Below are 26,488 nucleotides of genomic sequence, written 5' to 3'. Positions count from 1 at the left end.
ATTTGTCCAGATAATTTTACCTAGATTGCGCTCTTGATTGTCTTGAAGCAGTGCGGCTCTGGGCGCGTTGAGTGCTTTCCTCAAACGAAGGTAGTTCGGTCTGCTTTTGCGTTAAATATTTAGCTAAGGAATTGATGGTTGGATGTTCAAATAAATTAATTACAGATATATTGGTAGGGAAAACATCTCGTAGTTTGGCGTGGATTTGAACAAGCAGTAATGAATGACCACCGATATCAAAGAAATTATCATAAATGCCCACTTTCTCAACATGAAGTATCTGTTGCCAAATATTAGCGATCGCTTGCTCTACCTCATTTTGTGGTGGTTCATAAGTTGCTGCCAATTCTAGGCGATCGCCATTTGATTCTGAGAGCGCACTATGGTTAACTTTACCATTAGGTGTCAGTGGCAGAGCCTTTAACATGATGAAAGTTGAGGGCATCATGTATTCCGGTAGTTGCTGTCTCAACAATCTTTGTAGTTCGCTAACATTAAGTATTTGTTGTTGCTTAGAAACAATGTAAGCTACTAAAGATTTGTTGCCATTATCTTCCCGAACAGAAACTACAGCTTGTTGCACTTGCAAATGTTGACACAGTATGGTTTCAATTTCTCCAAGTTCAATGCGGAAGCCCCTAATTTTTACCTGACGATCGACTCGCCCAATGAATTCAATATTGCCGTCAGGTAAATAACGAGCCATATCACCACTTTTGTATAAACGCGAACCCGTTGCAAAAGGATTAGGAATAAACTTTTCTGCCGTTATATCAGACTGATTGAGATAACCCCTAGCTAATCCCGCACCGCCGATGTACAGTTCACCTGCTACACCAATGGGTACTGGTTGCAGTTGCTCATCCAGTAAATAAATCTGCGTATTGGCAAGTGGACGACCAAGGGGTACTGTCTGCGTACTAATTTGCTGATTTTTAACTGCAAAGGTAGTAACCCCCACGGTGGCTTCTGTAGGGCCGTAGTGATTGAAAATTAAGCTAGATGGTGCTTGCTGCCGAATCTGTTCAATAAGTTGCCAGCTTGCAGCCTCGCCACCCAGAATTAGCTGCTGGCGAGGCAAGATGGAATCAGATGGTACAGAGGCGAGAAGAGTCGCAAGGTGGGAAGGAACAATTTTGAGACAGTCGATCGGATGGGTGCGGCAGTATTTTGCCAAGGCTGCTGAGTCTGTAGCACACTCGATGGATAATATATGCAGACATCCGCCAGTGCAAAGAGCAGCAAAGATTCCAGTGTTGCCCAAGTCGGCAGCTAAGGTGGAAACTGTGGCGAAGTTAGTTGTTGCTCTTCAAAGACAATAGCAATTTTATCAGGTGTTTTTTGTACTTGTGCTTCAAATAATTGGTGGATACATTTATCTTGTAGATTGTCAATATGTGTTTGATTAAATTCTACTAGTAATTGTTGGCGATCGCTAAAGCTGAGAATTTCTAATTGGCTGATTTTCTCTTCAGGATTAGCAGTTACACTCGTTAATAAAGTTTGAAATTCTTTGGACAGACGTTCAATAGTATCGGCTGAAAAATAATTGATATCGTAGTAGAATTCTATCGTTAAAGAATGTTTGCTTTGAGTACAAGTAAGTTTTATTTTAAATTGTTCAATACAACTGTAATATTGCTCAAGCGAAAATGACACGTCGCCAGCAAGGAGTTTTTCTGGTAGTTCCTCAAACTCGAAACCGATGGGAAAAGCTAGTTGCTCGTGATTTTCTATGGGTTCTGGCACAAAATAATCTTGCCATTCTGCACCCGCTTCTATAGTTTGATTAGCTAGTTCTAAAACTTCTCTAAAGCGTAAATCTGGTGTCAAATGGCTGCGAATTGGCAACCAAGTAGCAACAATTCCTAATAAATTATATAGTTCTTCATAGTCTCTGCGATCGCTAGCCATACCAATAACCATATCTGGCTGTCTTGTAAGTCTCCAAATCAGTGTTTGCCAGCAAGCTAGTAAGACAACATCTGTGGAAGTATCATACTTTTGAGCTAAATTGGCAATCTTAGCTGTCACATCAGGAGTAATATCTAATCGACAGCAGTTTATCTCAAATTTTGATGGCTGTAATGGCTGCTTCTCAAAAGGTAATTTCAACGAAGCGAGTGTAGAAAGCTTTTGCTCATCCCAGTATTTTTTAGCTGTTTCTGCATCTTCATCTGTAAGTAATTGATTCTGCCATTCTGAGAATTGCAGATATTGGACAACTTCTTCTGATAGTCTCTCACCTTGTAAGCAAGCAGAATATGAATTGCTGATTTCAGTTGCCAGATTTTTGAGTGTTCGGGTATCGGCACAAACTGAAGGTAAACTGATGATTAAACTGTACTTCTGAACATCAAGTTTCAGTAGAGATATATGTAAAAGTGGCCCTTGCTCAAACTTAAAACTACGTGCTTCCTGACAAAAATATGCAATTTTGCTTGAAAGTTCTTTCGGTTCCCAGTGAGTTAAATCAATCTCACGCCACGACAAAATACTGCTATTTCCTAAAACCATTACAGGAATTTTCATTCCGGGTAAGCAATGAAAAGTTGTACCCAAAATTCCGTGTCGAATAGCAACTTGTTCTAAAGCAGCTTTTAATATCTTTGGTTTAAGATTGCCTTCTAGAAGAAAAGCACATTGAGCTAAATAAGCTGAACTAGACTGCTGTAATAACCAAAGACGCTTTTGTTGAGTGGAAAGCTGAAACCCCTGAGTTATTTGATTTGACATACATTTCTTATTACTCTTGAGTAAGAACACACAATTTCGCTAACCCACGCTGATTAATGTCAATTCTCTAAAATACAAAAATCTCGCTTAAATCTGAATCTCTTAATTACGAATTACGAACTAGTACAATTTAGTGGTTTTCGGCAAATAAAACAGGCACTTTCAAACGCTTTATCTACTCCCAAATCCTGTTTTAATTCAAACATACTAATTTCTGTAAATCCTACTTGTTCTAATACCGATTTAACATCTGGCACTGAATAAGCTTTTAAGAAAAAACTCCTGTCTGAACGTTGCCATAGCCCATTTACTAATTCAAATATAGTAGTGTCCTTTCGACCAATTTTATTTTCTGCGTCATAACTCCAAATATCTACCCAGACATTATCATCTTTAACACCGCCACCAGACTCATTATTTTGCCACTCTAACTCACATAATTCTTCAATATATAATTCAAAGGCAAAAATCCCGTTGTCTAGTAAGGCATTATACACATTTTGTAATGCATTTTTTAGTTCATCAATGCTGAGGATATAGTTGATAACAACATCTGTTGAAATAGCTGCGTGAAAAGTTGGTGTTAATTTAAAAAAGCGGGCATCATCTAGAATAAATTTAGCATCTGGTGCATTTTCACGAGCAACATTCAGCATTCTTTCAGAACTATCAAGTAACTGGACTTGATAACCTCTTTTTAGAAGCCGTTGGGCAACTTGTCCTGTACCGCAACCAAGGTCAAAAATATGCGCTCCTTCGGGAATATTTTTGAGGATTAACTTGTCTATAAACTCCAACACAATATCGTGGCGTTCTAGTCGACTTTTCAAGTCATAGATAGAAGCGATCGCATCATGATTAGTATTGCGTTGTTTTGAAGATATCAACTGTTTATCCTCCTGTTGCATAATTGAATTTAAGACATTGCTAAATTGTCTTCTTGAATTCAAAAATTAAATTTTTACTTTCTGCGCCTCTATCTTTAAAAATGACGATCCTGCTTTACTAAAAGAATACGAAAACTCCGACTTATCGCTACGTCTCTGTGTTATAAATCTCAGGTTTACTCTATTCATCAACTCAGCGCTTCCTTAATCATTTCTCCCATTGCTACCAAAATTTTACGAGAACCAATATAAGGATTTCGCCCGTGAGCAGTCAGCATATTATCTAGCATTAAAATATCACCCTGCTCCCAAGAAAAGCTAGTTTGAGACTGCTGATAAACTTCATTTATTTCAGCAATAACTGAGTCTTCTATAGAAGTACCATCTCCGTAATAGACATTACGCGGTAGCTGTTGCTTCCCAAATGTAGATAATAGAGATTCTCGAACTTCTACATCCAAATAGGCTATGTGGTGTAACTGAATTTGATTGAAAAATACAGGTTCACTTGTGTTTGGATGTACCGCCAAAGCTGGACGAACTTGGCGAGTAATTAAACTGTTATTATCATACCATTCAACATCAATCTTGGCTTGACGGCAATAATTTTCTACAACCAATTTATCATTGGTACGAAAGAAAGTTTGCCAGCTAACATCCAAACTATTGGTATAGTGACGGACATACATTAATTGTTTTTGCTCTAATCTTTCTCGTAGTTTGGGATTGATTAGTCTGTAAGCTTTGCGACAGTCTATAATCGGCGTTTCTCCACCTTGTTGTGCTGGTTGCACGCAGAAAAACCAAATCTTCAGAGGCCACTGATGTAAATGAGAGCTTTCATTATGAAAAAGGATTGCTTTGTCAGGTGGATAAGGAGTGGAACCATAAACTTTACCACCTTCACCAGTGCGGGGTAAGTCGCCATACTCAGCAAATAAATTGGGACAAATTGTTTGAGCGAAGTTTTCAAACTCTGAAACCGATCTTATATTAAAACCTCTAAATAAAATCGCTCCATGTTTTAATAATTCTGTTTCGAGATATTCTCGATTATTATCTACCCAAGATAGTAAGTCAACTTCTGTAGTATTTGGTTGAATTACAAGAGGAAAATTTTGTCCTCCTTGTAGGTAGTCTGTTTTGATTAATTGCTCTGCTATGAGACTAACAGCTTTCGGAGCAATGCTCATAAATTTTTGTCTTTTAGCAGCTTTACGCTCCTGTTGTTGCATAGTTTGTTGTGCCTTCTCTGCTTCTGTAAGCATTTCTAATGTATTGATGTGGCTTTCAGGTTGGTGGATAATACTATTGATTAATGTTTTCCAAGTTTTTGTAATTATTGTGATAGTATCTGCGGCAAATAAATCAGCATTGTATTGCCATTTACCTTCTATACCTTGCTCGGTTTCTGTGAGAAATAAGGCTAAATCGAATCTAGAATTTTTGGTTTCTAATTCTAGTAATTTTAAGTTTAATCCTGGTAATTTTAAGGCTGATATCGGTGTATTTTGTAGGACAAACAATACCTGAAATAATGGAACTGTATTGCTTAAATGGCGCTCAGGTTGTAATTCTCTAACTAATTCGTCAAAGGGTAAATCTTGATGAGCATAAGCTGATAGTGTCTGAGTGCGAACACGTTGCAACAACTCTAAGAAAGTGGGATTAGCACTTAAATTAGTGCGTAGGACTAATAAGTTAATGAAAAAGCCTATTAATGGTTCAATTTCTGCTTGGTTGCGGTTGGCAACATCAGTGCCAACAACAATATCATCTTGCTTAGTGTAGCGTTGCAGTAAGATTTTAAAACTCGCCAGCAGTGTCATAAATAAGGTTACACCAGCTTGCTGGGCAAGATGTCGCACTTCTTGCACTACTGACGCAGGTATCACAAATGTGTGACTAGCACCCCTGCTAGTCTTCACTTCTGCACGGGGATGGGTTGTGGGTAGTTGCAATACAGGTAGGTTTGCTAATTGCTGCTTCCAGTAGGTGAGTAAAGCTTCTCGTCTTTCACCTTGCAAATGTTGACGTTGCCAAACTGCAAAGTCTGCATACTGGATCGTTAATTCTGGTAATTTGATGGTTTTTCCGGTAGAAAAAGCTGCGTATAAAGGGGCAATTTCGCTCATTAGTATTCCCATTGACCAGCCATCAGTAATGATGTGGTGCATTGTGAACAACAAAATGTGTTCTATTTCTGCCAATTGCAGTAAACTAGCTCGCATTAAGGGCCCATTACTCAAGTCAAATGGTTGAGCTTCTTCTTCTAAAATAAATTTGGTAACTAATTCCTCTGCGGAAGTTGTAGAAGAAGTTAAATCTACTAAAGATAATTGCAAATTCCAGGCAGGAGCAATAATTTGCACTGGTTGCCCATCTAGGATATTAAAGGTAGTGCGTAGAATTTCATGACGTTTGATGATTTCGTTAATGCTTTGCTCTAGTGCTTCGACATTTAGCTGTCCATTGAGACGTAACACCATCGGGAAATTGTAGATTGTACTATCAGGTTGTAACTGTTCAATAAACCAAAGACGCTGCTGAGAAAAGGAGAGTGGAACATGATTGAGTTGCGATCGCTTGGGGATAATTTGCTGTTGTTGAGATGGAGCGCCAATCATATCTTCAACAATCTCCGCTAAACTTTTAACAGTCGGATATGTGAAGAGTTTTGGTAGAGGTAAATCTATATTAAAGCTCGTGCGGATTCTGATTACTAGTTGCATGGCCGTGAGTGAATTACCACCCAATTCAAAGAAGTTATCTTCCCGGTTCACTTGCTCTACAGCCAGTAAATCTTGCCAGATATTGGCGATCGATTTCTCAATCTCGGTTGTCGGTACAGTATCACTAGGCTGCACTTGTGGACGCAGATTTTCTGGTGCAGGTAAGGAGCGGCGATCGACTTTACCATTAGAGGTTAATGGTAAGGCATCTAGAAGAATATATGCAGCAGGCAGCATATATTCTGGGAGCTTCTGCTGTAAAAAGTTGCGTAATAGGGAATACAAATCACCATCAGCAGGTAAAGCTTCTGGAGAATTGAGGACAACATAAGCTACCAATTGCTTATTATCTTGAGATTTGCCCACGACATTAACTGCTACATCTTTAATTACTGGATGTTGCTGTATGGCGCTTTCAATTTCTCCTAGTTCAATCCGGTAGCCGTTGACTTTGACTTGAAAATCTTCACGTCCTAAAAACTCAATATTGCCATCGGGTAAATATCGTCCCAAGTCCCCAGTTTTATATAAACGCTCTTGAGTATGGGGATGAATAATAAAGCTGGCATTGGTCTTGTCTGGATTTTTCCAGTAACCTTGAGCTAATCCAATCCCACCAATATAAAGTTGTCCCGGAACCCAGACAGGACGATGTTCTAAGGCGGCATCAAGTACATAAAAACGCTGATTAGCCATTGGCCGACCGTAGGGAATGCTTTTCCAGGTCGGATCAACTGTGGTTATGGGATAAACAATTGACCAGATTGAGGCTTCTGTTGCCCCACCCAAACTAATAACTTGAGCATTTTCCCACATCATCCAAATTTGACTAGGTAAATTTAGAGATATCCAGTCACCACTAAGTAATACTAGGCGTAAGCAAGAATGTAACAATTCTTGGCGATCGCCTACGTACTCCAATAGCACCTGCATCAAAGCGGGTACAGAGTTCCAGATGGTAACTTGATGTTGCACCAGCAATTTGACCCAATGTTCTGGGTTCTTGCCTGCATCAGCATCAGGAATGATGATTGTTGCTCCCGCTCCTAAAGTGCCAAAAATGTCATATACTGACAGGTCAAAACTCAGAGATGAAAGGGCAATTACCCGGTCTGTAGAGGTGACATTAAAACGGCAGTTAATGTCAACAATCGTGTTTACAGCGCCTTGATGGTCAATCATCACCCCTTTAGGCAATCCTGTAGAGCCGGAAGTGTAAATAATATAAGCTAAGGAGGTAGGAGAAGGGATAAAGGGAGGTGGAAAATCAGCAAGAGAGGGTTCTAGGATGTCTGCACAGATGCGGGTGATGTTGCTCGGCCAGTCTAAAGTAGAGTCAAGCCATGATTGAGTAATTACCTGCTCAATTTCTGCTTCTTGAAGAAGGTAGCAACGGCGCTTTATAGGCAGTTTGGGGTCAATAGGTACATAAACTGCACCAGCTGCCAAGATACCTAAAGCAGCAACAATTTGTTCCCAGCCTTTATCCATAACGATCGCTACATGTTGCTGAGGACAAACCCCTAATTGGCGTAAGTTATGGGCTATATGTAAAGAGCGATCGCTTAATTCCTGATAAGTCAGAGTGCGATCGCTGGCGATCACAGCAGCTTTGTCTGCATATACATGAACTCGATCAAAAAATAAGTTGTGTAGCGTCAGAGTCGGTTCAATTACTACATCAGTAGCATTAATTCTGAGAATTAGTTCCTGCTGTTTTGCTGCTAATAATTGACTTGTCTTGGTGTACCAAATTTCGTCCTCATTAGCCAGACTGGTAAGAAAATTGCAGTATACAGAAAAAGCATCATCCAATAATCCAGATGGGAAAATTTCTTCCACGGCATTCCAGTAGAAAACCAACTCACCTGCCACTTCTGAAACTACATGATCTAGATAAACTTGCGGTGTTTGGCTGCTGCTGTATACACATTCTCCCAGCCAATCCAAGGGTGAAGTTGAATCACCCTGAGCATCTTGAGATAGAGTACTCGTAAAGACAACTGGCATTATTGCCCCTAAACTTCTTTCTTGTGTCTGTACCAGTTCCCGTAAAACTTGCACACCACTGACATAGCGATGATCTAAATCATCCCAAAGCTGTTGTTGGATGCGTTGCGCTCTCACTGTAAAAGAATTCACCTCTGAATTGTCTACTGCTAGCAGATTTAATGTTGTAAAATCACCTACAATTTGATTAATTTGAGGATGTAAGGGCAGACGATTAAAGAGCGTTAAATTAATAGTAAACCGTGGGCTTTTACTCCAAACTGTTAATATTTCAGCATAGGCGGCTAACAAAATTATTGAAGGTGTAACACCAATTTGCCGTGCTTTACTTTGTAATCTTAGCCAAGCATCGCTTGCTAAATTTCCTGTGCGACGGTCAAAACGTGGGTTGTTGATAACAACTAAATTCTTTGCTAAAGATAATTCTGGAGATGGTGGTAATGTAATAATTCGACTTTGCCAATACTTTAAAGCACGGCTATAAAGTTCAGTATTACGCAGAGCAATTTCACCTAATACGTAATCTCTAAATGAAATTTCCAGTGCCTCTAGAGAAGTATCTGGATTTTGTACTAGTTCAGCCAGTTCTCGACCGATAATTTGGTAACTCCAAGCATCACCAATCAATAAATCAAAACTTAAGTACAGTCTAATTTTGTTTTCACTGAGTCTAATAGCACTAATCTCGAATAGAGGCCATTTATTAGCAGGTAGGACTTGATGCGACATGCGATCGCGAATTTCTGCTAATCGAAATTCTCTGATTTCCTCGCTTTCTCCTCGCAAATCTAAAACTTTGATTTCATAAGCTGGCACTTGAGCTAAAATTCGCTGTTGTCCATTAGGTTGCACTATCGCCCGCAGCATATCATGACGTTCAATTAGTCGCTGCCAAGCTGTGTTAAATCTATCTAAGTCTAAATTTAAACAGTCAATTTCTCTATAAGCATGAGTAGCAACATTGCTTAAATCAAAAGCCCCATTCCTACCAATCCAATATGCTTGTTGAATATCTGTTAGGGGGAAAGGTTGGTAACGTTCTTCCGGATTGGGTGCAATTGACAGGTTAAGTACACCATCAACCCGATCCTGATTGTTAGTAATATGTTCTGCTATGCCAGCTACAGTAGGACTATCAAATAAAGTCCGCAAAGGTAATTCTATTTGCAATACTTCTCGCATCTTATAAATTACCTGAGTTGCTAATAGTGAGTGACCACCCAATTCAAAAAAATTATCGTAAATACCTACTTCTTGCACACTCAATAAATCTTGCCAAATCCCTGTTATTACCTCTTCTATTTTATAGCGAGGCGCTACAAACTCTCCCTCTAAATTGTTTCTTGTTTGTTGAAGTTTCGGTAATAAATTTCTGTTTATCTTACCATTGGGCGTTAAAGGTAGAGCTTCTAGCATTACAAAGCTAGAAGGTAGCATATAGTCAGGTAAACGATTTATGAGGAATTTATTTAAATCATTTAATTTGAAACTCGTGGCTTGATCCACAACTAAATAAGCAACTAAACGTTTATCACTATTTTCATTTTCTTGGGCTATGACTACAGCTTCTCGTATCTGTGTATATTGAGTTAATACTGCTTCAATTTCTGTCAGTTCAATGCGAAAGCCCCGAATCTTGACTTGGTAATCGCTACGTCCAATAAATTCGATTGTGCCATCTGCTAAATAACGTCCTAAATCCCCTGTTTTATAAAGTCTTGCACCTAGTTCATGGCTAAAGGGATTAGGAATAAATCTTTCTGCTGTTAAATCAGGACGATGTAAATATCCTTGTCCGATACCCCAACCACCTATATATAATTCACCCGCCACACCAATAGGTACTGGTTGCAAATGTTGATCTAAAAGATAGATTTGAGTGTTAGCAATTGGTTTACCTAAAGGAATTACTTTAGTTGGTGCATCTGCTTCGATAGTGATGGGATAAGTGGCGACAATACCACAGGTTTCCGTTTGACCAAACATATTAATAAGATGTGTCTGATGTTGCAAGCCAAACTTCCAATTAATCGGAATATCAGATAACAGTGGTTCACTAGCAGAAACAATTAAGCGCAGTTTATTATCTAACCAATAACTTTTTGACTCTGGCGATAAACTAGCTAGGGTGTAATTACAATTGCGCCAAAAAGAAGGAACAATATCAATGACTGTGATATTATCCTGCTTAATTCCTTGAAATAGTGCTAAGGGATCTTGACGTTGTTCCTGGGTGGCAATTTTGACAGTTGCACCTCGCGTCAGAGGAACCATTAATTGTCTGACGGAAGAGGAAAAAGCTAAGGATGCAGTGTGTAAATAGACATCATCGGCTGTGATACCTAGCGCCTGTTGCATCGCTTGCACATAATGGCACAAGTTAGCGTGGGTGACGCGCACACCCTTGGGTTTGCCTGTAGAACCAGAGGTGTAAATTACATAAGCTAAATTAGAAGCAGATGCACTTTTTGTTAAATCTTCTGTTGACTCTTGGCTGATAATATGGCCAATTTTATCTATACAGATTACCTGTGTTTCATGTGCAGGTAATTCAGCTTTGAGGTGTTCTTGAGTTAGCAAAACCTTCGGTTGAGAGTTTTGCAACATAAACGCCAAGCGCTCTTGAGGATAAGTTGGATCTAGCGGTACATAAGCACCACCAGCTTTGAGAATACCTAGAATACCCAATACCATTAATGGTGATCTATCAACACACAAGCCCACTAAAACCTCAGCACCAATGCCCAATTTTTGTAGATAACGTGCTATTTGGTTCGCCCGATTATTTAGTTGAGTGTATGTAAATGTTTCATTTTCAAAAATGAGCGCTATTTTATCTGGTGTATTAATTACTCGTTCAGCAAAGAGTTGATGAATACATTGATTGCGATCGTAATTGACTTGGGTATTATTAAATGTTTGGAGTAGTTTTTGCTTCTCTGCTTTATCAAGAACTTCTAATTGAGAAACTGGGAAATTTTGGAAAGCGATCGCACTCTCTAATAAAGTACAAAGTTGCTGTGTTAATCTTTGAATATCATCGGCTGAAAAGAGGTTTGCATCATAGCAAAGCTTGAGACATAGAGAGTTGTCTTGATAATAACTAGATAGTTTAACTTTATATCTATCTATATAAACAGCCTGCTGATGAATTGAGAATTTCACCTCCACAGCATCATACTGTGGTGATTGTGGTTCAAATTCAAAAGTAAATGGCAAAAATCCAGCTTCTCTTTCTAAATAAAAATATTCTTCGTAAGTAGAAGCTGTATCTAAATTAATTTTAACTTTCTGCCAAAGCTTTCCAAACGTGTCAGTTTCTTGAATATGAATAGAAATTGGCAAAGATTTAGAGAGCAAACCTAAGACTGATTCTAATTCTTGATACTTCCGACCATCAGTAACAATACCTGTAATTAAATTGTCTTGTCCTGTCAACCGCCACAGCAAGATATTCCAGCAGGTAAATAAAACATCACTTATGGCAATATTCTGAGCTTGAGCATAATTGGTAATTTTATCTTGAAAATCAACATCTAATTTCAAGCAATAACTTTGAGGATTGAATGGTAAACTTGCTGCCGCTGTATTTTCAAAAGGTAGTTGTAAGGCTGCTAAAGCTGAAAAATTTATATTACTCCAAAAATCTCTACCTGTTTTGGTTTCTTCTGCTATTAAAAGCTCGTTTTGCCACGCAGCTAAATCAGCATATTGTAAAACTTCACTCTCTAATGCTTCCTCTTGATGACAGATAGAAATATATGAATTACTTACTTGCTTAATAAAATTGTGTAATGTCAATCTATCACTACAAATAGCAGGTAAAGCAACCATTAAAATATATTTATTGTTTCCTAATCTTACTAAAGACAAATTTAATACTGCATCTTCTTTTAAATTTAATTTAAAATTACAAAAATCGTTAAATATATTTTTTAAATTATCTTCTTGAGCTTGATAACTATCACTACTTAAATCATATTCTTGATGCCAAAATGCACCTTGATTATTAATAAATTGCAAAGGCAAATTCATCTCCGGCATATCTCGATAATTGGTGCGGAGAATTTCGTAAGTTCCAACGACTTGATTTATAGCAGTTTTTAAAACTTCTGTTTGCAAATTTCCGGTAATTGATACAGCACAAACAGCGCAATAAACAAAACTATCGCCTTGCTGTAAACTCCACAGATACTTCTGTTGTGGAGACAGTTCAAAACTATTAACTGCCGTTAGCATATTTGACTCCAATTTTTGATCTATTTCGTTTTTACGCAGTCATTTAGAAAATTTCGCTTATTTATATCAACCACTAAATGGTTCTGCCATTCCTACTACAACCTTTCTCTTACCTACAAAAGGTTTTCTACCATGTGCTGTTAGCATATTATCTAACATCAAAATATCGCCAGTCTGCCAAGGAAAAACTATTGTCTCTTGCTGATAGATAGTACGCAATTTATCTAAGACATCTACCTCAATTGGCGAACCATCACCATAGTATGTATTATGTGGTAAGTCTTCTTCAGAAAACTCAGCTAATAAAGCTTTTCTAATACCAGTCTCTAAAGTTGAAACATGAAAGAATACTGCATGATTAAACCAAACTAAATCACTCGTATGTGGATGTTTAGCTATTGCTGGACGGATTTGTCGAGTTCTTAATTTGTTCGATTCTCTCCACTCAAATTCTATACCCTGATGGTGACAAAAAGTCTCCACTTCTTGACGATTATCAGTTTGAAATACTGTTTGCCAAGGTAAACCAAAACCATCACCAAAATTACGCACATACATTACTTGCTTTTGGGCAAAGCGATCGCAAATCTCTTTAGGTATTTTCCGATATAATTTTCGCGTATCAGCTATCGGTGTTTCACCTCCCTGCTGTGCTGGTGTCACACAGTAAAAGAAGATTTTCAGAGGATAGGTTGCTGTGTATGAGTTCTCACTATGGAGAAAAATACTTTCTTCGGCAGGATGATCTGTAGATGTATAAATTTTACCTTGAATTGCGCTCCGAGGTGAAGAGCGATCGCGGTATTCGATTAACTCTCCCGATACCGTTTTAATTAACTTTTCAAACTCTCCTACATCTGGAATTTGAAAGCTACGAAATAGGATTCCACCATGCTTATACAAAGAATCTTTGATTAATTCTAAGTTATTTGCTAGCCAATTTACAAGATTTACCCCTTCAATATTAGGTTGAATTAACAGTGGTAGATTTTGATTAGCAATTAACGGTGTCATCTGCACTAATTGACTAATAGCTTTTCGTCTAATCTTTGTTGATAAATGAGCATAGCTTAACTCAGGCATAATCGTCTTCCCCAAAAAAATATGAAAAACTAAATTTCACCAATAGCTGCACGCTTGACAAACTTTAATTTGTGTCTGCTAATATCTTGTAATTCTTTTTGTTGCTGAGACTGTTGCTGTCGATCGACTTCAAATAGTAAATTTATTAACTCATTAACTTGAATATCTGGCTGTTGCAAAATAGAACGTAGTATGACCTCATAATGTCTAACTATACGTCTAATAGTTGTTGCATCAAACAAATCTATTTTGTATTCCCAAGAACCATTAATTTCCCGATCGCTTTCCCAAATACTGAGTTTTAAATCAAATTTAGAAGTACCAATATCTACTTCTTGAGGATGCATATTTAAGTTGTTAATTTCTATAGCTGGTATCGGTGCATTTTGCAAAATAAACATTACCTGAAACAAAGGGTTATAACTCAGGTTACGTTCTGGTTGTAACTCCTCTACTAGCTTCTCAAAAGGTAAGTCTTGATGGGTGTAAGCATCTAATGCACAAGCGCGTAAACGTTGCAGGACTTCTCGAAAACTGGGATTTCCACTAAAATCGGTACGGAATACTAAGGTATTGATAAAGAAGCCAATTAAGTTTTCCGTTTCTCGCCAGTTACGACCTAATACAGGTGAACCAACTAAAATATCCTCTTGTTTATTATAACAGTAAAGCAATGTTTTAAACACTGCTAAAAGTGTCATAAATAAAGTTACACCTTCTTGCTTATTTAAGGTTTTTACTGCTTCCTTTATTTCTCCTGCAATGGTGAAAAATTCTTTTTTACCTTTAAATGTCTGAATTGCTGGTCTAGGTCTATCGGTGGGAAGTTGAAGTAAAGGTGCGCTGCCATTTAGCTGCTGTTTCCAATAATCTAATTGAGGTTGGAGAACATCTGTTTGTAACCATTGTCTTTGCCAATAAGCATAATCTGCATATTGGATGCTCAATTCAGGTAAAGGTGAAGGTTTACCAACAGAGAACGCAGCATAAATTGTTGCTAGTTCTTGAATAAGCACACCAATTGACCAACCATCAGAGATAATGTGATGGGTGCTAATTAGCAACAGATGCTCATCTTCTTTGAGATGTAGAAGTGTTGCTCTTAATAGCGGTAGTTGGGAAAGGTCAAATGGTTTTTGGCTTTCTTGCAAAATTAAACTTTGAATATCAGAGTCGAAATTTTGCAGAATTGATAATTTTAATTCTAAAGTCTCATGGATAACCTGAATAGGTCTTCCGTCTATAGGAGTAAAGGTTGTCCGTAAGCTCTCGTGACGCTTGATGATTTCATTCAGACTTTGTTCGAGGATCGCTGGATTGAGTTTACCAGTTAATCGAATAGCGATCGCAACATTATAAAAAGGATTTCCCGGCTCTAATTGGTCAAGAAACCATAAACGCTCTTGTGCTAAACACAGAGGTAATTCACCATTGCGGGGAACAGGTTGAAGTTTGTGATTCGTGGTGGTTGTTTCTGTAGCCAATACCAGTTTAACTACCTGAGCAATACTCGCTTCAAACAAATCAATAGCCGAAATAGATACTCCTACATCTTGCTGAATCCGATTTTTCAAATCAAACGCCTGTAAGGAATCTATACCCAAATTGCTCAAAGGTTGTTGAATATTTATCTGCTCTAAAGGTACTGATAAGACTTGAGCTACCAACTGTTGTAAGTAAGTTTCTAGATTTATCGGTTGCTCTTTAGGCAAACTCACATCAGAACTATCCAAAATACTACTTTGGACAACATTGAGAGTCCCTGCTAAAAACTCTGCTTTGGTAGCGCGACGTTGTATTTTCCCACTAGAGGTTTTAGGAATAGTACCAGGCTTAATTAACACCACTGCATAAACTTTCATCTCAAATTCTTGAGAAACCGCCTGACGAATAGCAGCAGTAACTTCCTCTAGATTTGGTTTAGCGCGGAATTCTAACTCCTGCACCACTACCAACTTCTCTTCGTTCTCTACCTCAACTGCAAATGCAGCACTACTACCCAAACGTAAAGCTGGGTGAGAGCGTTCTGTGGTGAGTTCGATATCTTGTGGGTAAAGGTTGCGGCCGCGAATAATAATTAAATCTTTGGCTCTACCCGTAATAAAGACTTCGCCACTATCCAAAAAGCCTAAGTCACCGGTGCGGAGAAAAGGCCCTGACGCTTCGTTAACTCCTGTATCTTGCAAAAAGGCATGAAAAGTCTGTTCTATATCTGTTTGACGATTCCAATAGCCTTTCCCAACACTGGGGCCAGATACCCAGATTTCCCCTACTTCTCCATCCTGACAGCGAGTTAAAGTTTCTGGATTGGCAATTACAATCTGTTGTTGTGGCACACTCCGGCCACAGCTGACTAATGCTATTGAATTATCGTCCTCAGCAACCACATCAATTACATCATTGCGTTCTAAAGCGCTCTTATTTACGTTTTTGCATCTAACTAACGCAGACTTGACGCTACCAGATACCATCAAAGTGGCCTCTGCCATGCCGTAACAAGGGTAAAAAGCTTCTGGACGAAAACCGCACTCAGCAAAGGTAGCTGCAAAACGCTCTAAAGTTTCCTGGCGAATTGGTTCCGCGCCGTTAAAAGCTACACTCCAACTGCTTAAATCGAGGGTTGAGCGTTGTTCAGGAGTAATTTTTTCAATACAAAGTTCATAGGCAAAGTTAGGAGCGCCACTGGTGGTTCCTTTGTAACGGGAAATTGCTTGTAACCAACGGTAGGGACGCTGGAGAAAAGCTGCTGGCGGCATCATGATACAAGGAAAACCCCCATATAAAGGTTGCAGTACGCCACCAATCAGTCCCATATCATGATAAACAGGCAGCCAAGTGACAAACTTACTACTGGCGGAATGTTCCATATACTGGCGCGTCACCACAGCATTGTGTAGTAGGTTGCCATGATTGAGCATCACACCTTTGGGTGTACCAGTGGAACCGGAAGTATATTGCAAAAAGGCCAGAGTTTCTCTATCAATCAAAGGCTCTTGCCAAGCCTCTTCTATACCAGGTGCGAGGTTATCGGTAGTCAGCCAGCGAATACTATCTAGATCAAATTTATCGGCAAGTAAAGATTTCAATTGAGACAAGATGGCCGTTGTTGTCAGAATTACCGCCGTTTGTGCATCTTTTAAAATCGCCAAGATTCTGGGGGTGTTGCGCTGATTGCGTGGGGGATAAGCTGGGACTGCTACCACACCAGCATATAGACACCCAAAGAAGGCCGGTAAGTAATCTATGCCAGGTGGGTAAAGTAGTAACGCCCGCTCTCCAGCTAATTCTAAAATTTGAAGTTGAGATGCGATCGCTCTACTATATCGATCTAACTCTCCATAAGTTAGAGTTGCTCCTTGTGCTTCTCCATCGTGCAGAAAGGTAAAAGCCTCAGTGTTTCCTTGCTCTACCGACCTGTAACGCAGTAGCTCCACAACTGTAGAAAACTTACAGACCATTTCTTCTAAATCATTGAGACATTCAGTCATTGCACTTTCAAAATCCTGATGCACAAAGAATTCTGGAATATCAAGCCGTTGCAGCCTTTGCCAAAAGAATGACAAATTTTAACCGCGTTCTATTTGCGTACAGCTTATCTTCTGGTGTTGTTGAATCGAGGTATGAATCTGGATGTAGAGACGTGTCTCTACAAGGATTTTGAAATTACGCAAAATTATTTTTCGTACCGCAATCAGCAACGCCATTTTCTAATCTAGCAATATTATTGCTACTAATTTGCAATTACTCTTAAGACTTTAAAGCAACTTAGCTAAGATAGCAAGCAAATTTTAATTAAAAACTATTATTATCTTTTGCTCAAAAATAATTTTTAAAGACTCTATCTAAAGATAGATGACAAAGCTTAAGTTAGGTAAATCTTACTTGACTACTACTATAGCAATACCTTGAAAAGACTGACTTATAAGGATTTTTCACACAACGCTAGTCAGATTTAGAAAATTCAGAAGTTTTTATAAATGCTTGCTCAGGCGTAACCTTTATGATAATGTCTCCTAATAGCACTAGAGTTAGCTGCAAATTAGTCGCAGATAGCTTTTGAGGATTTCTAGGGCTAGTGTCAAGCATTATTGATAATATATCGCGTCATTAATATCAGACGTGAAATTTTCATGGGCTGTGAGAATGAATATCAATATGCAACTAGAGCCTTTATTTAAAAGCCTGTTAATTACAGGTTCAGTTCAAGGAGCAACAAGAATGAAGGGTGGGTTAATGAGTGAGATACGTTCGGTGGCATTAGCATTAGCGGTAATTAGCAGCTTAGTACAACCAGCCCATGCAGGAACACAGACAGCCGAACTATCTAGTCAGAAATCTCACTCTACCAGAGCGGCACAATTGCTTGTGCAAAGCAGCGATAACGTTAATAAAGTTACAGGCGTTAAAATAAATTCTACTGATAAAGGCATTGAAATTATTTTAGAAAGTGCCAACGCCGAAGCACTCAAACCAGTCAATAATAATCAAGGCAACAGTTACATAGCAGATATACCGAATGCAGTACTAGCACTGCCCGAAGGTGGAAACTTTACTCAAAATAATCCTGCACCAGGCATTGTATCTGTCAGCGTCACTCAAGCTAACACCAATACCTTAAGAGTAACGGTAATCGGTGAAGGAAGTTTACCTAATACAGAATTATTTGATAGCGACCAAGGTTTGATATTTGCAGTTACACCAATTGCATCAGCTACTAAACCACAGCAGCCAACACAAGCCGTGGCAGAAGTCACTGGAGTCAAACTTAATCCCACCAATAACGGTTTGGAAATCATCTTGACAACTCCAGATGGTGAAAAATTACCAGTATTGCCTAAGACTGAAGGCAACACATATATTATCGAAATTAATTCGGCTCAACTGCGCTTACCCAGTGGTGGCACATTCCGCCAAGAAAAACCCATTGCCGGAGTTAGTGAAATCACCGTGACTAATTCTGATGCCAACACTATCAGAATGGCTGTAATTGGAGTAGATAGTATTCCGAAAGTAGAGTTATTTGATAGCGACCAAGGTTTGATTTTTGGTGTAGCTTCAGCTGCATCCTCTACCCAAGCACAGACGCAACCCCAAACACCAACAGAACCAACCCAGCCATCGGCCTCTGACGAACCAATTGAGTTAACAGTCACAGGTGAGAAAGACGGGTATCGCGTACAAGATTCATCAACTGCAACAAAAATAGATGTTCCCTTACGTGACATACCTGCATCTGTACAGGTAATACCTAAAGAAATCATTCAAGACCGCCAAGTAGTTAAACTCAACGAGCTAGCAGACAACGTTAGTGGTGTACGTCGTCAAGAGACTTATGGTGGACTTTCATCTCAAGGCTACTTTATTCGTGGATTTGAGACAGGATTTGAGACTCTGCGTAATGGCTTCAAAGATTTTGGGTTTATTAGTCCGCGTGATGTTTCTAGTATCGAACGTGTAGAATTTCTCAAAGGGCCAGCATCAATTTTGTATGGTAGCATCAGCAGTCCTGGTGGTGTCGTCAACACAATTACTAAACAGCCGCTATCAGACCCGTTCTATCAAATCAATGGCACTATTGGCAGCGATGACTTTTACCGCACATCAGTTGATTTAACTGGGCCACTTTTAGAAAATCGTTCTGCTCTCTACCGCCTGAATTTAGCTTACGAAAATGCTGATAGCTTCCGGGACTTTGTTAATAATGAAAGTACTTATGTTGGGCCGATAATTACCGTGAAAGCGGGAGAGAATACAGATATTACCTTTGGTTATGAATACCAAAAGTATGACTACACTTTTGACCGAGGTTTTCCCAATAACAATAGGGTAGTTTTTGATCTCCCCATCAGCCGATTTTTAGGTGAACCCAATCTTAATAGAGGTGAATTTACATCTAATAATTTCACCTATGTTCTAGAAAGTAAATTTGGCTACAACAATGACTGGAAATTCCGCCAAGGTTTTAATGTCCTCAACGTTAGCGGTAGTGCCGGAGGCGTTCAAGCTAATTCTATAAACGATGATGGTCTAACTGTCGCGCGAGGATATCGAGTTAGTAATGATGAATCAAGCAATATTTCATTTCAAAATGAAGTTAGTGGCAAATTTAATACCGGCTCAATTCGTCATAATATCCTTGTGGGGCTAGAGTTATCCAATTACAGTTTTCAGTACGAATTTTTTCGGGGAGATATTGCGGATTTAAATATTTTTAATCCGATTTATGGCGCACAACCAGAGTCGGTGAGTCGCTCAGATTTTCAGAAGTATGGTGGCAGTAATATTGCACTGTATTTACAAAATTTAGTTGAAATAACCCCAAATCTTAAATTGCTAGCTGGTGGGCGTTTTGACTGGGTTGATTCCTTTGATAGAGACTTGGAAACAGGCACAAACACTGAGACTTCAGATTCTAAATTTTCGCCGCGAGTTGGGATAGTTTATCAACCTACTGATTCCACTTCAATTTATGGAAGTTGGACAAATTCCTTCAATCCGCAAATATTCGGGAGAAGTCGTAATGAAGAAGCATTTAAACCAGAAACAGCAGAACAATTTGAAGTAGGCATTAAGCAGGAGTTTCTTGACAAACGGCTCTCGGCAACTTTAGCTTATTTCGACATCACAAAAAACAACGTTTTGACTACAGACCCTATCGATTCTGACTACCAAATCCAAACAGGCGAACAAAAAAGTAGCGGTGTTGAACTAGATGTAGTTGGAGAAATTCTTCCTGGCTGGAAAATAATTGGCACATATACTTATACAGATGCCTTTATCAGCGAAGATAATGACCCAACATTAGTTAATAATAGATTAGCTGGCGTACCCTACAACAGTGCTAGTTTGTGGACTACATATCAATTACAAAAAGGTAATTTACAAGGTTTAGGACTAGGATTTGGTCTAGTTTATGTAGGTCAACGCGAATCTGGCATACCTAATAATGTCAAAATTCCTTCTTATTTGAGAACAGATGCTAGTGTTTTCTATAAACGGGATAATTGGCGAGTTGGTGTCAACATTAAAAACCTATTTGACACTAAATATTACGAGTCTCAAGGGTTTTACATTGTTCCGGCTGCACCATTCACTGTTCTGGGAACTGTTTCTTTCGATTTTTAATTTAGGAGTAATTGTAAAATGTGATACTTTTGTTTACCGAAAAATTCACCGCATGGGTGGGGTTTCCCTACCCTAATTTTGCTTTATTATTCATAATTGGTTCATCAACAACTGAATTGTCTTGATTACACAAATAATATGGTTGAGGATCGCATATATTTACCCTAACCTTTTAGGGCCGCAGTGAAAATTTTCATACTAGATTACCCAATTATTTCATTATGGATAATTCCTTTTGTGCCTTAGAGTCTCGTGATGTTGGTGAAGATCCAATTGCCAATGCTTACAATTTTGATTTTTTTGTGATGATTGAATGTCCAACTCCTTGGATCGATGAGACATTTAATTCTAAATCAGTCCCCGATAATCTGCGAAAATTAGTCAAACAATTTGCAGAATATGAGATAGCTGTAGAGTTTTTATTAATTTATAACAAAGAATTTAAGCAGCCAGACACAACAAGAGTTTTGATATATCATAAACCTACTGGTTTTGCTCAAGGCTATAGCAAATCTGAATTTTTATTGTCTGATATTACTGAAGCGGCAACTATTATTAAAAAATGCTTATTTGAGAAAAATCTAGATGCTTGTCTTGACGAATCTAATACAAGAGATATTTTTATATGTACTCATGGTAGTCGTGATAAATGCTGTGCTAAATTTGGTAATCCTTTTTATCGTCAGGCAAAAAATATCGTTAAAGATTTAGGGATGAATAATGTCAGAATCTGGCAATCTAGTCACTTTGGTGGTCATCGTTTTGCACCTACTGCTATCGATTTTCCAGAGGCTAGATACTATGCTAGGTTAGATTCTGAATCATTCTCTTCCATTTTGACCCGCACTGGAAATCTTGAATTTATTAAGCATATTTATCGTGGGTGGGCAATATTACCAGAAGCTGCACAGGTTTTAGAAAGAGAAATGGTTCTTATATATGGTTGGCAATGGTTAAGTTACAAAGTTGATTATCAAATTATCCAACAAACTGAGAATGGGGAATTTAATCGTATAAAACTAAATTTTCTTAAGCCAGATGGGAGCTTTGGTAGTGTAAAAGCTGATGTATTAGTTGATAAAGCTAAGACTCTATATCTAAGCGATTGTCAGGGTGAGATTGTCGAAACAATTCCCCAGTTTTATGTAGAAAATTTGTTGGCAAATGTGCAAGAATAAAAACTATACGATATGAAAAAAAGATACGTATATTATTGCAAATTATGTATTTTGATAGCTATCTCGTTCTTCTTTTTTGCCGCTTGTCACAGTGGTTTAGATCAAAATGTAGGTAAATCTAAATTACAGTTATCAATGCCAGAATGTCGCTTATTTAAGCATGAGTTAGGTGAAACTTGTGTGCCTATAAACCCGCAGCGCGTTGTTGTGGCAGAGCAAATCACATTAGAACCTTTGATAGCATTAGGATTGAAACCAATAGGTATACCTGATGCTAGTTTTGTAGCTAGTAAAACTAGTTTTCTCAAGAGGCAAATGGCTGGTATAACTTATATAGGCAAAGAGGGGCAGTTGAATTTAGAAAAAATATTGAAATTGCATCCAGATTTAATTATTAGCTTATATGATATTAACTCAGAAACCTATCGATTGTTTTCACAAATAGCTCCTACAGTTAGATTTCAATATGTCCATACTCAATGGCAAGAATCTTTTCGGCGTATTGCTGAAGTATTAAACAAGACTGAACAAGCTGAAAAATTATTGAATCAATACGAACAGCGATTAACAAAATTGCGAGATGCTTTAAATAATCACCTAAATAAACTAGAAGTTTCTGTCGGCCGGTTTCATGGAGGAGTACAACTACCTGAGTTTCGTTCTCAATTTTCATTTCCTGTCAGTATTTTGCAAGAAGTTGGAATTGCTATGCCAGATGCTCAACGTCAGTTAGCTAAAAATCCTGACGAGAATTTGGTAATACTGAACTTAGAACGTATAGACTTACTTGATGCTGATGTTTTATTTGTAGCGGTAGATCCTGGGGCTAGAGAATTATTCCAAAAATATCAAAAGACTCGTCTTTGGCAAACCCTTAATGTAGTTCAAAATCAACGAGTTTATAGTGTTGATTCTAGTTACTGGATTTTTGGAAGTATTCTATCAGCAAATGCAATACTTGATGATTTATTTAAGTATCTACTCAAGGTAGCGTGACAATGAATTAATTAGTCAATCATAAGGAACGCTGCTCATGAAAACAGAAATGAAATTTAGTAGTTTTCGTAATTTTATTATTGTCTGGATTGGTCAGTTTGTTTCGGCTATGGGCAGTAGTATGACCAGCTTTGCCCTGAATATTTGGGTCTGGGAATCTACAGATCAGGTAACAACACTAACTCTTGTAGGTTTCTATACGTTACTTCCCAGTATTGTGATTACTCCAATTAGTGGAGTGATTGTAGATCGGTGGAATCGGAAGTTACTGATGATTGTAGGAGATAGCGTAGCTGTAGGAGTAACAATAGCGATCGCACTGCTATATCTAACCAATCATTTGCAAGTTTGGCACTTATATATTACAGGCGCGATTACAGGAGTTTTTAATGAATTACAGTCTCTAGCCTATTCTGCATCTGTGGGATTAATGATACCTCCAAAGCATTATTCCCGCGCTAGTAGTATGGAATTTTTATCAGGTTATGGTGCAAAAATTATGGCGCCAGCTTTTGCTGGCTATTTATACCATGTAATCGGCTTGGTGGGAATTTCGCTGATTGATATCTTAACTTTTACTTTTGCAATTATTAGTGTGCTTTTAATACACATCCCACAACCACCGTCTAGAGAAGTTCACAGTCAACATCCAGAAAATATTTGGCATGAGTTGGGATTTGGTTGGCGCTATATCCAAACACATAAGAGCCTGCTAGCTTTGTTAATGACCGGAATGCTGTTTTGGTTTTTTCACGATGTAGGTGGTGCTGTTTACACACCGATGATTCTGGCACGTTCGGGCAATAATACTCTTTTGTTGGGCAGTTTAGCCTCAGCAGCAGGTATAGGTGGTGTGATGGGAGCATTAATCATGAGTGCTTGGGGTGGATCTAAGCATCGAGTTAAGGGCGTTTTATGGGGAATGATCGGTGCTGGGTTGAGCAAAACTATTTTTGGGTTGGGAAATACAGCCTTTGTTTGGATTGGCGCTCAATTTTGTTCTTCGGTTAATTTCCCCTTAAATGGAAGTTCAGAAAATGCCATTTGGCTAGCAAAAGTTACTCCTGAAGTACAAGGTCGAGTTTTTGCGGTGCGATCGCTACTTTTTCAGATATTCTCAGCTATAGCCTATTTAATTGCCGGGCCTCTGGCGGATAAAGTTTTTGAACCAGCAATGAAACCAAATGGTCAGCTAGCATGGCTGTTTGGCAATATATTTGGCATAGACAAAGGTGCTGGAATGGCACTGTTATACGTTCTATGTTCTTTATGTATGGTGCTGGTGGGTGTGTTTGGATTTAATGTCCGTTTGTTACGGAATATAGACGAAAAGCACTAAATTTTTCCAGTCAAATTAATTTAATCAAACCATTATGTTGAATATTAGGGTGTATTTGTGGCTATTTGACCAGCCAATACTAAAAAGAAAATTATCTCGATTTTTAGCTTTTATCCTCAGTGCCATTTTAGTTGTCGTTTTGGCAAATAACAGTTTTGCGACTGCACCCAAAACTACGGAGATATTATGGGATACTTACGGCATACCACATATATATGGTAAAGATGCTCCAAGCACTTTTCAGGCGTTTGGTTGGGCACAGATGCAGAGTCACGCTAACTTGCTGTTGCGTCTCTACGGTCAAGCTAGGGGAAAAGCAGCCGAATACTGGGGAGAAGAGTATTTAGAATCTGATAAATGGGTACTGACGATGGGAGTGCCCAATCGTGCTAGTTCTTGGTATCGGCTACAAAGTCCAGCTTTTCGTAGTTATATAAATGCCTTTACCACTGGGATAAATACTTATGCCAAAGACCATCCCGATCTAATTAATGATGAAGTAAAAATAGTCTTACCTGTCACGCCAGAAGACGTGTTGGCGCATTTGCAAAGAGTACTGTATTTTACTTTTATCGTCAATCAAGAACAGGTAGCAGATATTACCCATACTCCATCGGAAGCTGGTTCTAACGGTTGGGCGATCGCACCTAAACATTCTGCCAGTGGAAAGGCAATGTTGTTGGCAAACCCCCACACGTTATGGTCTGATTTATTTGTCTGGTATGAAGCCCAAATTACTACCCCAGGGATGAATGCTTCTGGAGCAGCGTTGGTGGGAATTCCGGTTTTAGCGATCGCCTTTAACGATCGTTTGGGTTGGACTCATACCGTCAATACTCATGATGGTTGGGATGTATACAAATTGAAATTGGCTGATAATGGTTATCTTCTAGATGGCAAAGTCCGTCCTTTTACAACATCAAAGTTTTTATTAAAAGTCAAGCAAAAAAATGGCTCGTTAGTCGAACAACCATTATTAGTCAAAAGTTCCGTCCACGGTGCAGTCGTTCAAGAAAAAGATGGGTTTGCTGTGGCGCTGCGGGTTGTCGGTGCAGACCGTCCGGGTGTGTTGGAGCAATGGTGGGATATGGCGCGTTCCCAAAACTTAACCCAATTTCAAAAGGTATTGAAACGCTTGCAACTACCGATGTTTACCGTCATGTATGCAGACAGAGAAGGGCACATCATGCACCTATTCAACGGTCTGGTGCCGATTCGTCAACAAGGAGACTTTCAATACTGGGAAGGTTTAATTCCTGGCGACACATCTAAAACTTTATGGACAAAAATGCACCCATACCAAGATTTACCGCGTGTAATTGACCCGCCTAGCGGTTGGTTGCAAAATGCTAATGATGCACCTTGGACAACTACTTTCCCCCCTGTCATCAAAGCAGATGATTACCCTGCTTATATGGCTCCACGAGGAGAGATGTCTTTCCGGGCCCAAAGTTCTGCAAAAATGCTGGCTGAAGATCCAAAAATCTCTTTTGAGAAAATGATTGAGTACAAACATTCCACCAAAATGGAACTTGCAGAACGCATCCTTGATGACCTAATTCCCGCTGCTCAAAAATATGGCGATGAATTAGCCCGTCGTGCTGCTGATATTTTAGCTGCTTGGGATCGGAATGCTAATGCTGATAGTCGAGGTGCGGTGTTGTTTTCCTTTTGGTGGGAAGAAATGGATGAAAAGCAAACCTTTAGTATTCCTTGGAGTGAGAACTCGCCGCGCACCACACCCGATGGTTTAAAAGACCCAGAAAGTGCGGCGAAAGCGCTACAAATAGCAGCAACAAAAGTCGAAAAAGTTTATGGAAAGCTAGATGTTGCTTGGGGTGAAGTTTTCCGAGTGCATAGCGGAAACTTGGATTTACCTGCCAACGGTGGCCCTGGGGATCTAGGAATATTCCGCGTCCTCCATTTTGCTCCAGCTAAAGATGAACGCTTTCAAGCTGTCGCTGGTGATAGTTATGTTGCAGCCGTTGAGTTTTCGCAACCCGTAAAGGCAATGGCTCTCATCAGCTACGGTAACGCGACTCAACCCGGTTCGCCCCATATTACCGACCAACTACCACTGTTTACTCGCAAACAATTGCGTCCTGTTTGGCGAACTCGTGCAGAAGTATTAGCAAACTTGGAGGAACGCAAAACTTTTTGACA

Annotated in this window: 11 protein-coding genes; 5 read left to right on the top strand and 6 right to left on the bottom strand. The window is 39.0% G+C overall.

Features of this window, described 5'->3' with window-relative positions; all coding sequences use genetic code 11:
• Positions 1–16: 16 nt before the first annotated feature.
• The 6 genes from ACM0OX_RS05430 to ACM0OX_RS05405 all read right to left on the bottom strand — a co-directional run bounded on the left by ACM0OX_RS05430 (position 17) and on the right by ACM0OX_RS05405 (position 17,175).
• Positions 17–1,264 carry a non-ribosomal peptide synthetase gene (locus tag ACM0OX_RS05430; protein ID WP_414513684.1) on the bottom strand — a complete coding sequence of 416 codons (1,248 nt, stop codon included), beginning with the start codon at positions 1,262–1,264 and terminating at the stop codon, positions 17–19.
• Between the two features lie 8 nt (positions 1,265–1,272).
• Positions 1,273–2,736: a condensation domain-containing protein gene (locus ACM0OX_RS05425; RefSeq protein WP_414513683.1), complete on the bottom strand. Its 1,464-nt coding sequence runs from the start codon at positions 2,734–2,736 to the stop codon at positions 1,273–1,275.
• 113 nt (positions 2,737–2,849) lie between these two features.
• Positions 2,850–3,623, bottom strand: coding sequence for a class I SAM-dependent methyltransferase (locus tag ACM0OX_RS05420; protein WP_414513681.1), 774 nt, complete (start codon positions 3,621–3,623; stop codon positions 2,850–2,852).
• Positions 3,624–3,811: 188 nt separating this feature from the next.
• Entirely contained in the window at positions 3,812–12,604 is an 8,793-nt protein-coding gene (locus ACM0OX_RS05415; protein WP_414513679.1) for an amino acid adenylation domain-containing protein, read from the bottom strand.
• 66 nt (positions 12,605–12,670) lie between these two features.
• The gene (locus ACM0OX_RS05410; protein WP_414513677.1) at positions 12,671–13,687 is read right to left on the bottom strand and encodes a TauD/TfdA family dioxygenase; all 1,017 of its coding nucleotides are present in this window, start codon (positions 13,685–13,687) and stop codon (positions 12,671–12,673) included.
• A 29-nt stretch (positions 13,688–13,716) separates the two neighbouring features.
• Positions 13,717–17,175, bottom strand: coding sequence for a condensation domain-containing protein (locus ACM0OX_RS05405; RefSeq protein WP_414513781.1), 3,459 nt, complete (start codon positions 17,173–17,175; stop codon positions 13,717–13,719).
• A gap of 730 nt (positions 17,176–17,905) precedes the next feature.
• Between ACM0OX_RS05405 and ACM0OX_RS05400 the strand changes: the two genes are divergently transcribed.
• The 5 genes from ACM0OX_RS05400 to ACM0OX_RS05380 all read left to right on the top strand — a co-directional run bounded on the left by ACM0OX_RS05400 (position 17,906) and on the right by ACM0OX_RS05380 (position 26,486).
• Complete coding sequence (locus ACM0OX_RS05400) at positions 17,906–20,812, top strand: TonB-dependent siderophore receptor (RefSeq protein ID WP_414513779.1); 2,907 nt, start codon at positions 17,906–17,908, stop codon at positions 20,810–20,812.
• 221 nt (positions 20,813–21,033) lie between these two features.
• The gene (locus tag ACM0OX_RS05395) at positions 21,034–21,990 is read left to right on the top strand and encodes a sucrase ferredoxin (RefSeq protein ID WP_414513676.1); all 957 of its coding nucleotides are present in this window, start codon (positions 21,034–21,036) and stop codon (positions 21,988–21,990) included.
• Between the two features lie 51 nt (positions 21,991–22,041).
• A complete protein-coding gene (locus ACM0OX_RS05390; RefSeq protein WP_414513675.1) occupies positions 22,042–22,986 on the top strand; it encodes an iron-siderophore ABC transporter substrate-binding protein in 945 nt (314 codons plus the stop codon).
• Positions 22,987–23,023: 37 nt separating this feature from the next.
• On the top strand, positions 23,024–24,325 hold the full coding sequence (locus ACM0OX_RS05385) for an MFS transporter (protein ID WP_414513672.1): 1,302 nt from the start codon (positions 23,024–23,026) through the stop codon (positions 24,323–24,325).
• A gap of 34 nt (positions 24,326–24,359) precedes the next feature.
• On the top strand, positions 24,360–26,486 hold the full coding sequence (locus ACM0OX_RS05380) for an acylase (protein WP_414513670.1): 2,127 nt from the start codon (positions 24,360–24,362) through the stop codon (positions 26,484–26,486).
• Positions 26,487–26,488 lie beyond the last annotated feature (2 nt).

Origin of the sequence: Nostoc sp. PCC 9305 (genome assembly GCF_963920915.1) — a bacterium.
Taxonomy (GTDB): domain Bacteria; phylum Cyanobacteriota; class Cyanobacteriia; order Cyanobacteriales; family Nostocaceae; genus Nostoc.
This window is presented reverse-complemented; position numbering and strand designations above follow the sequence as displayed.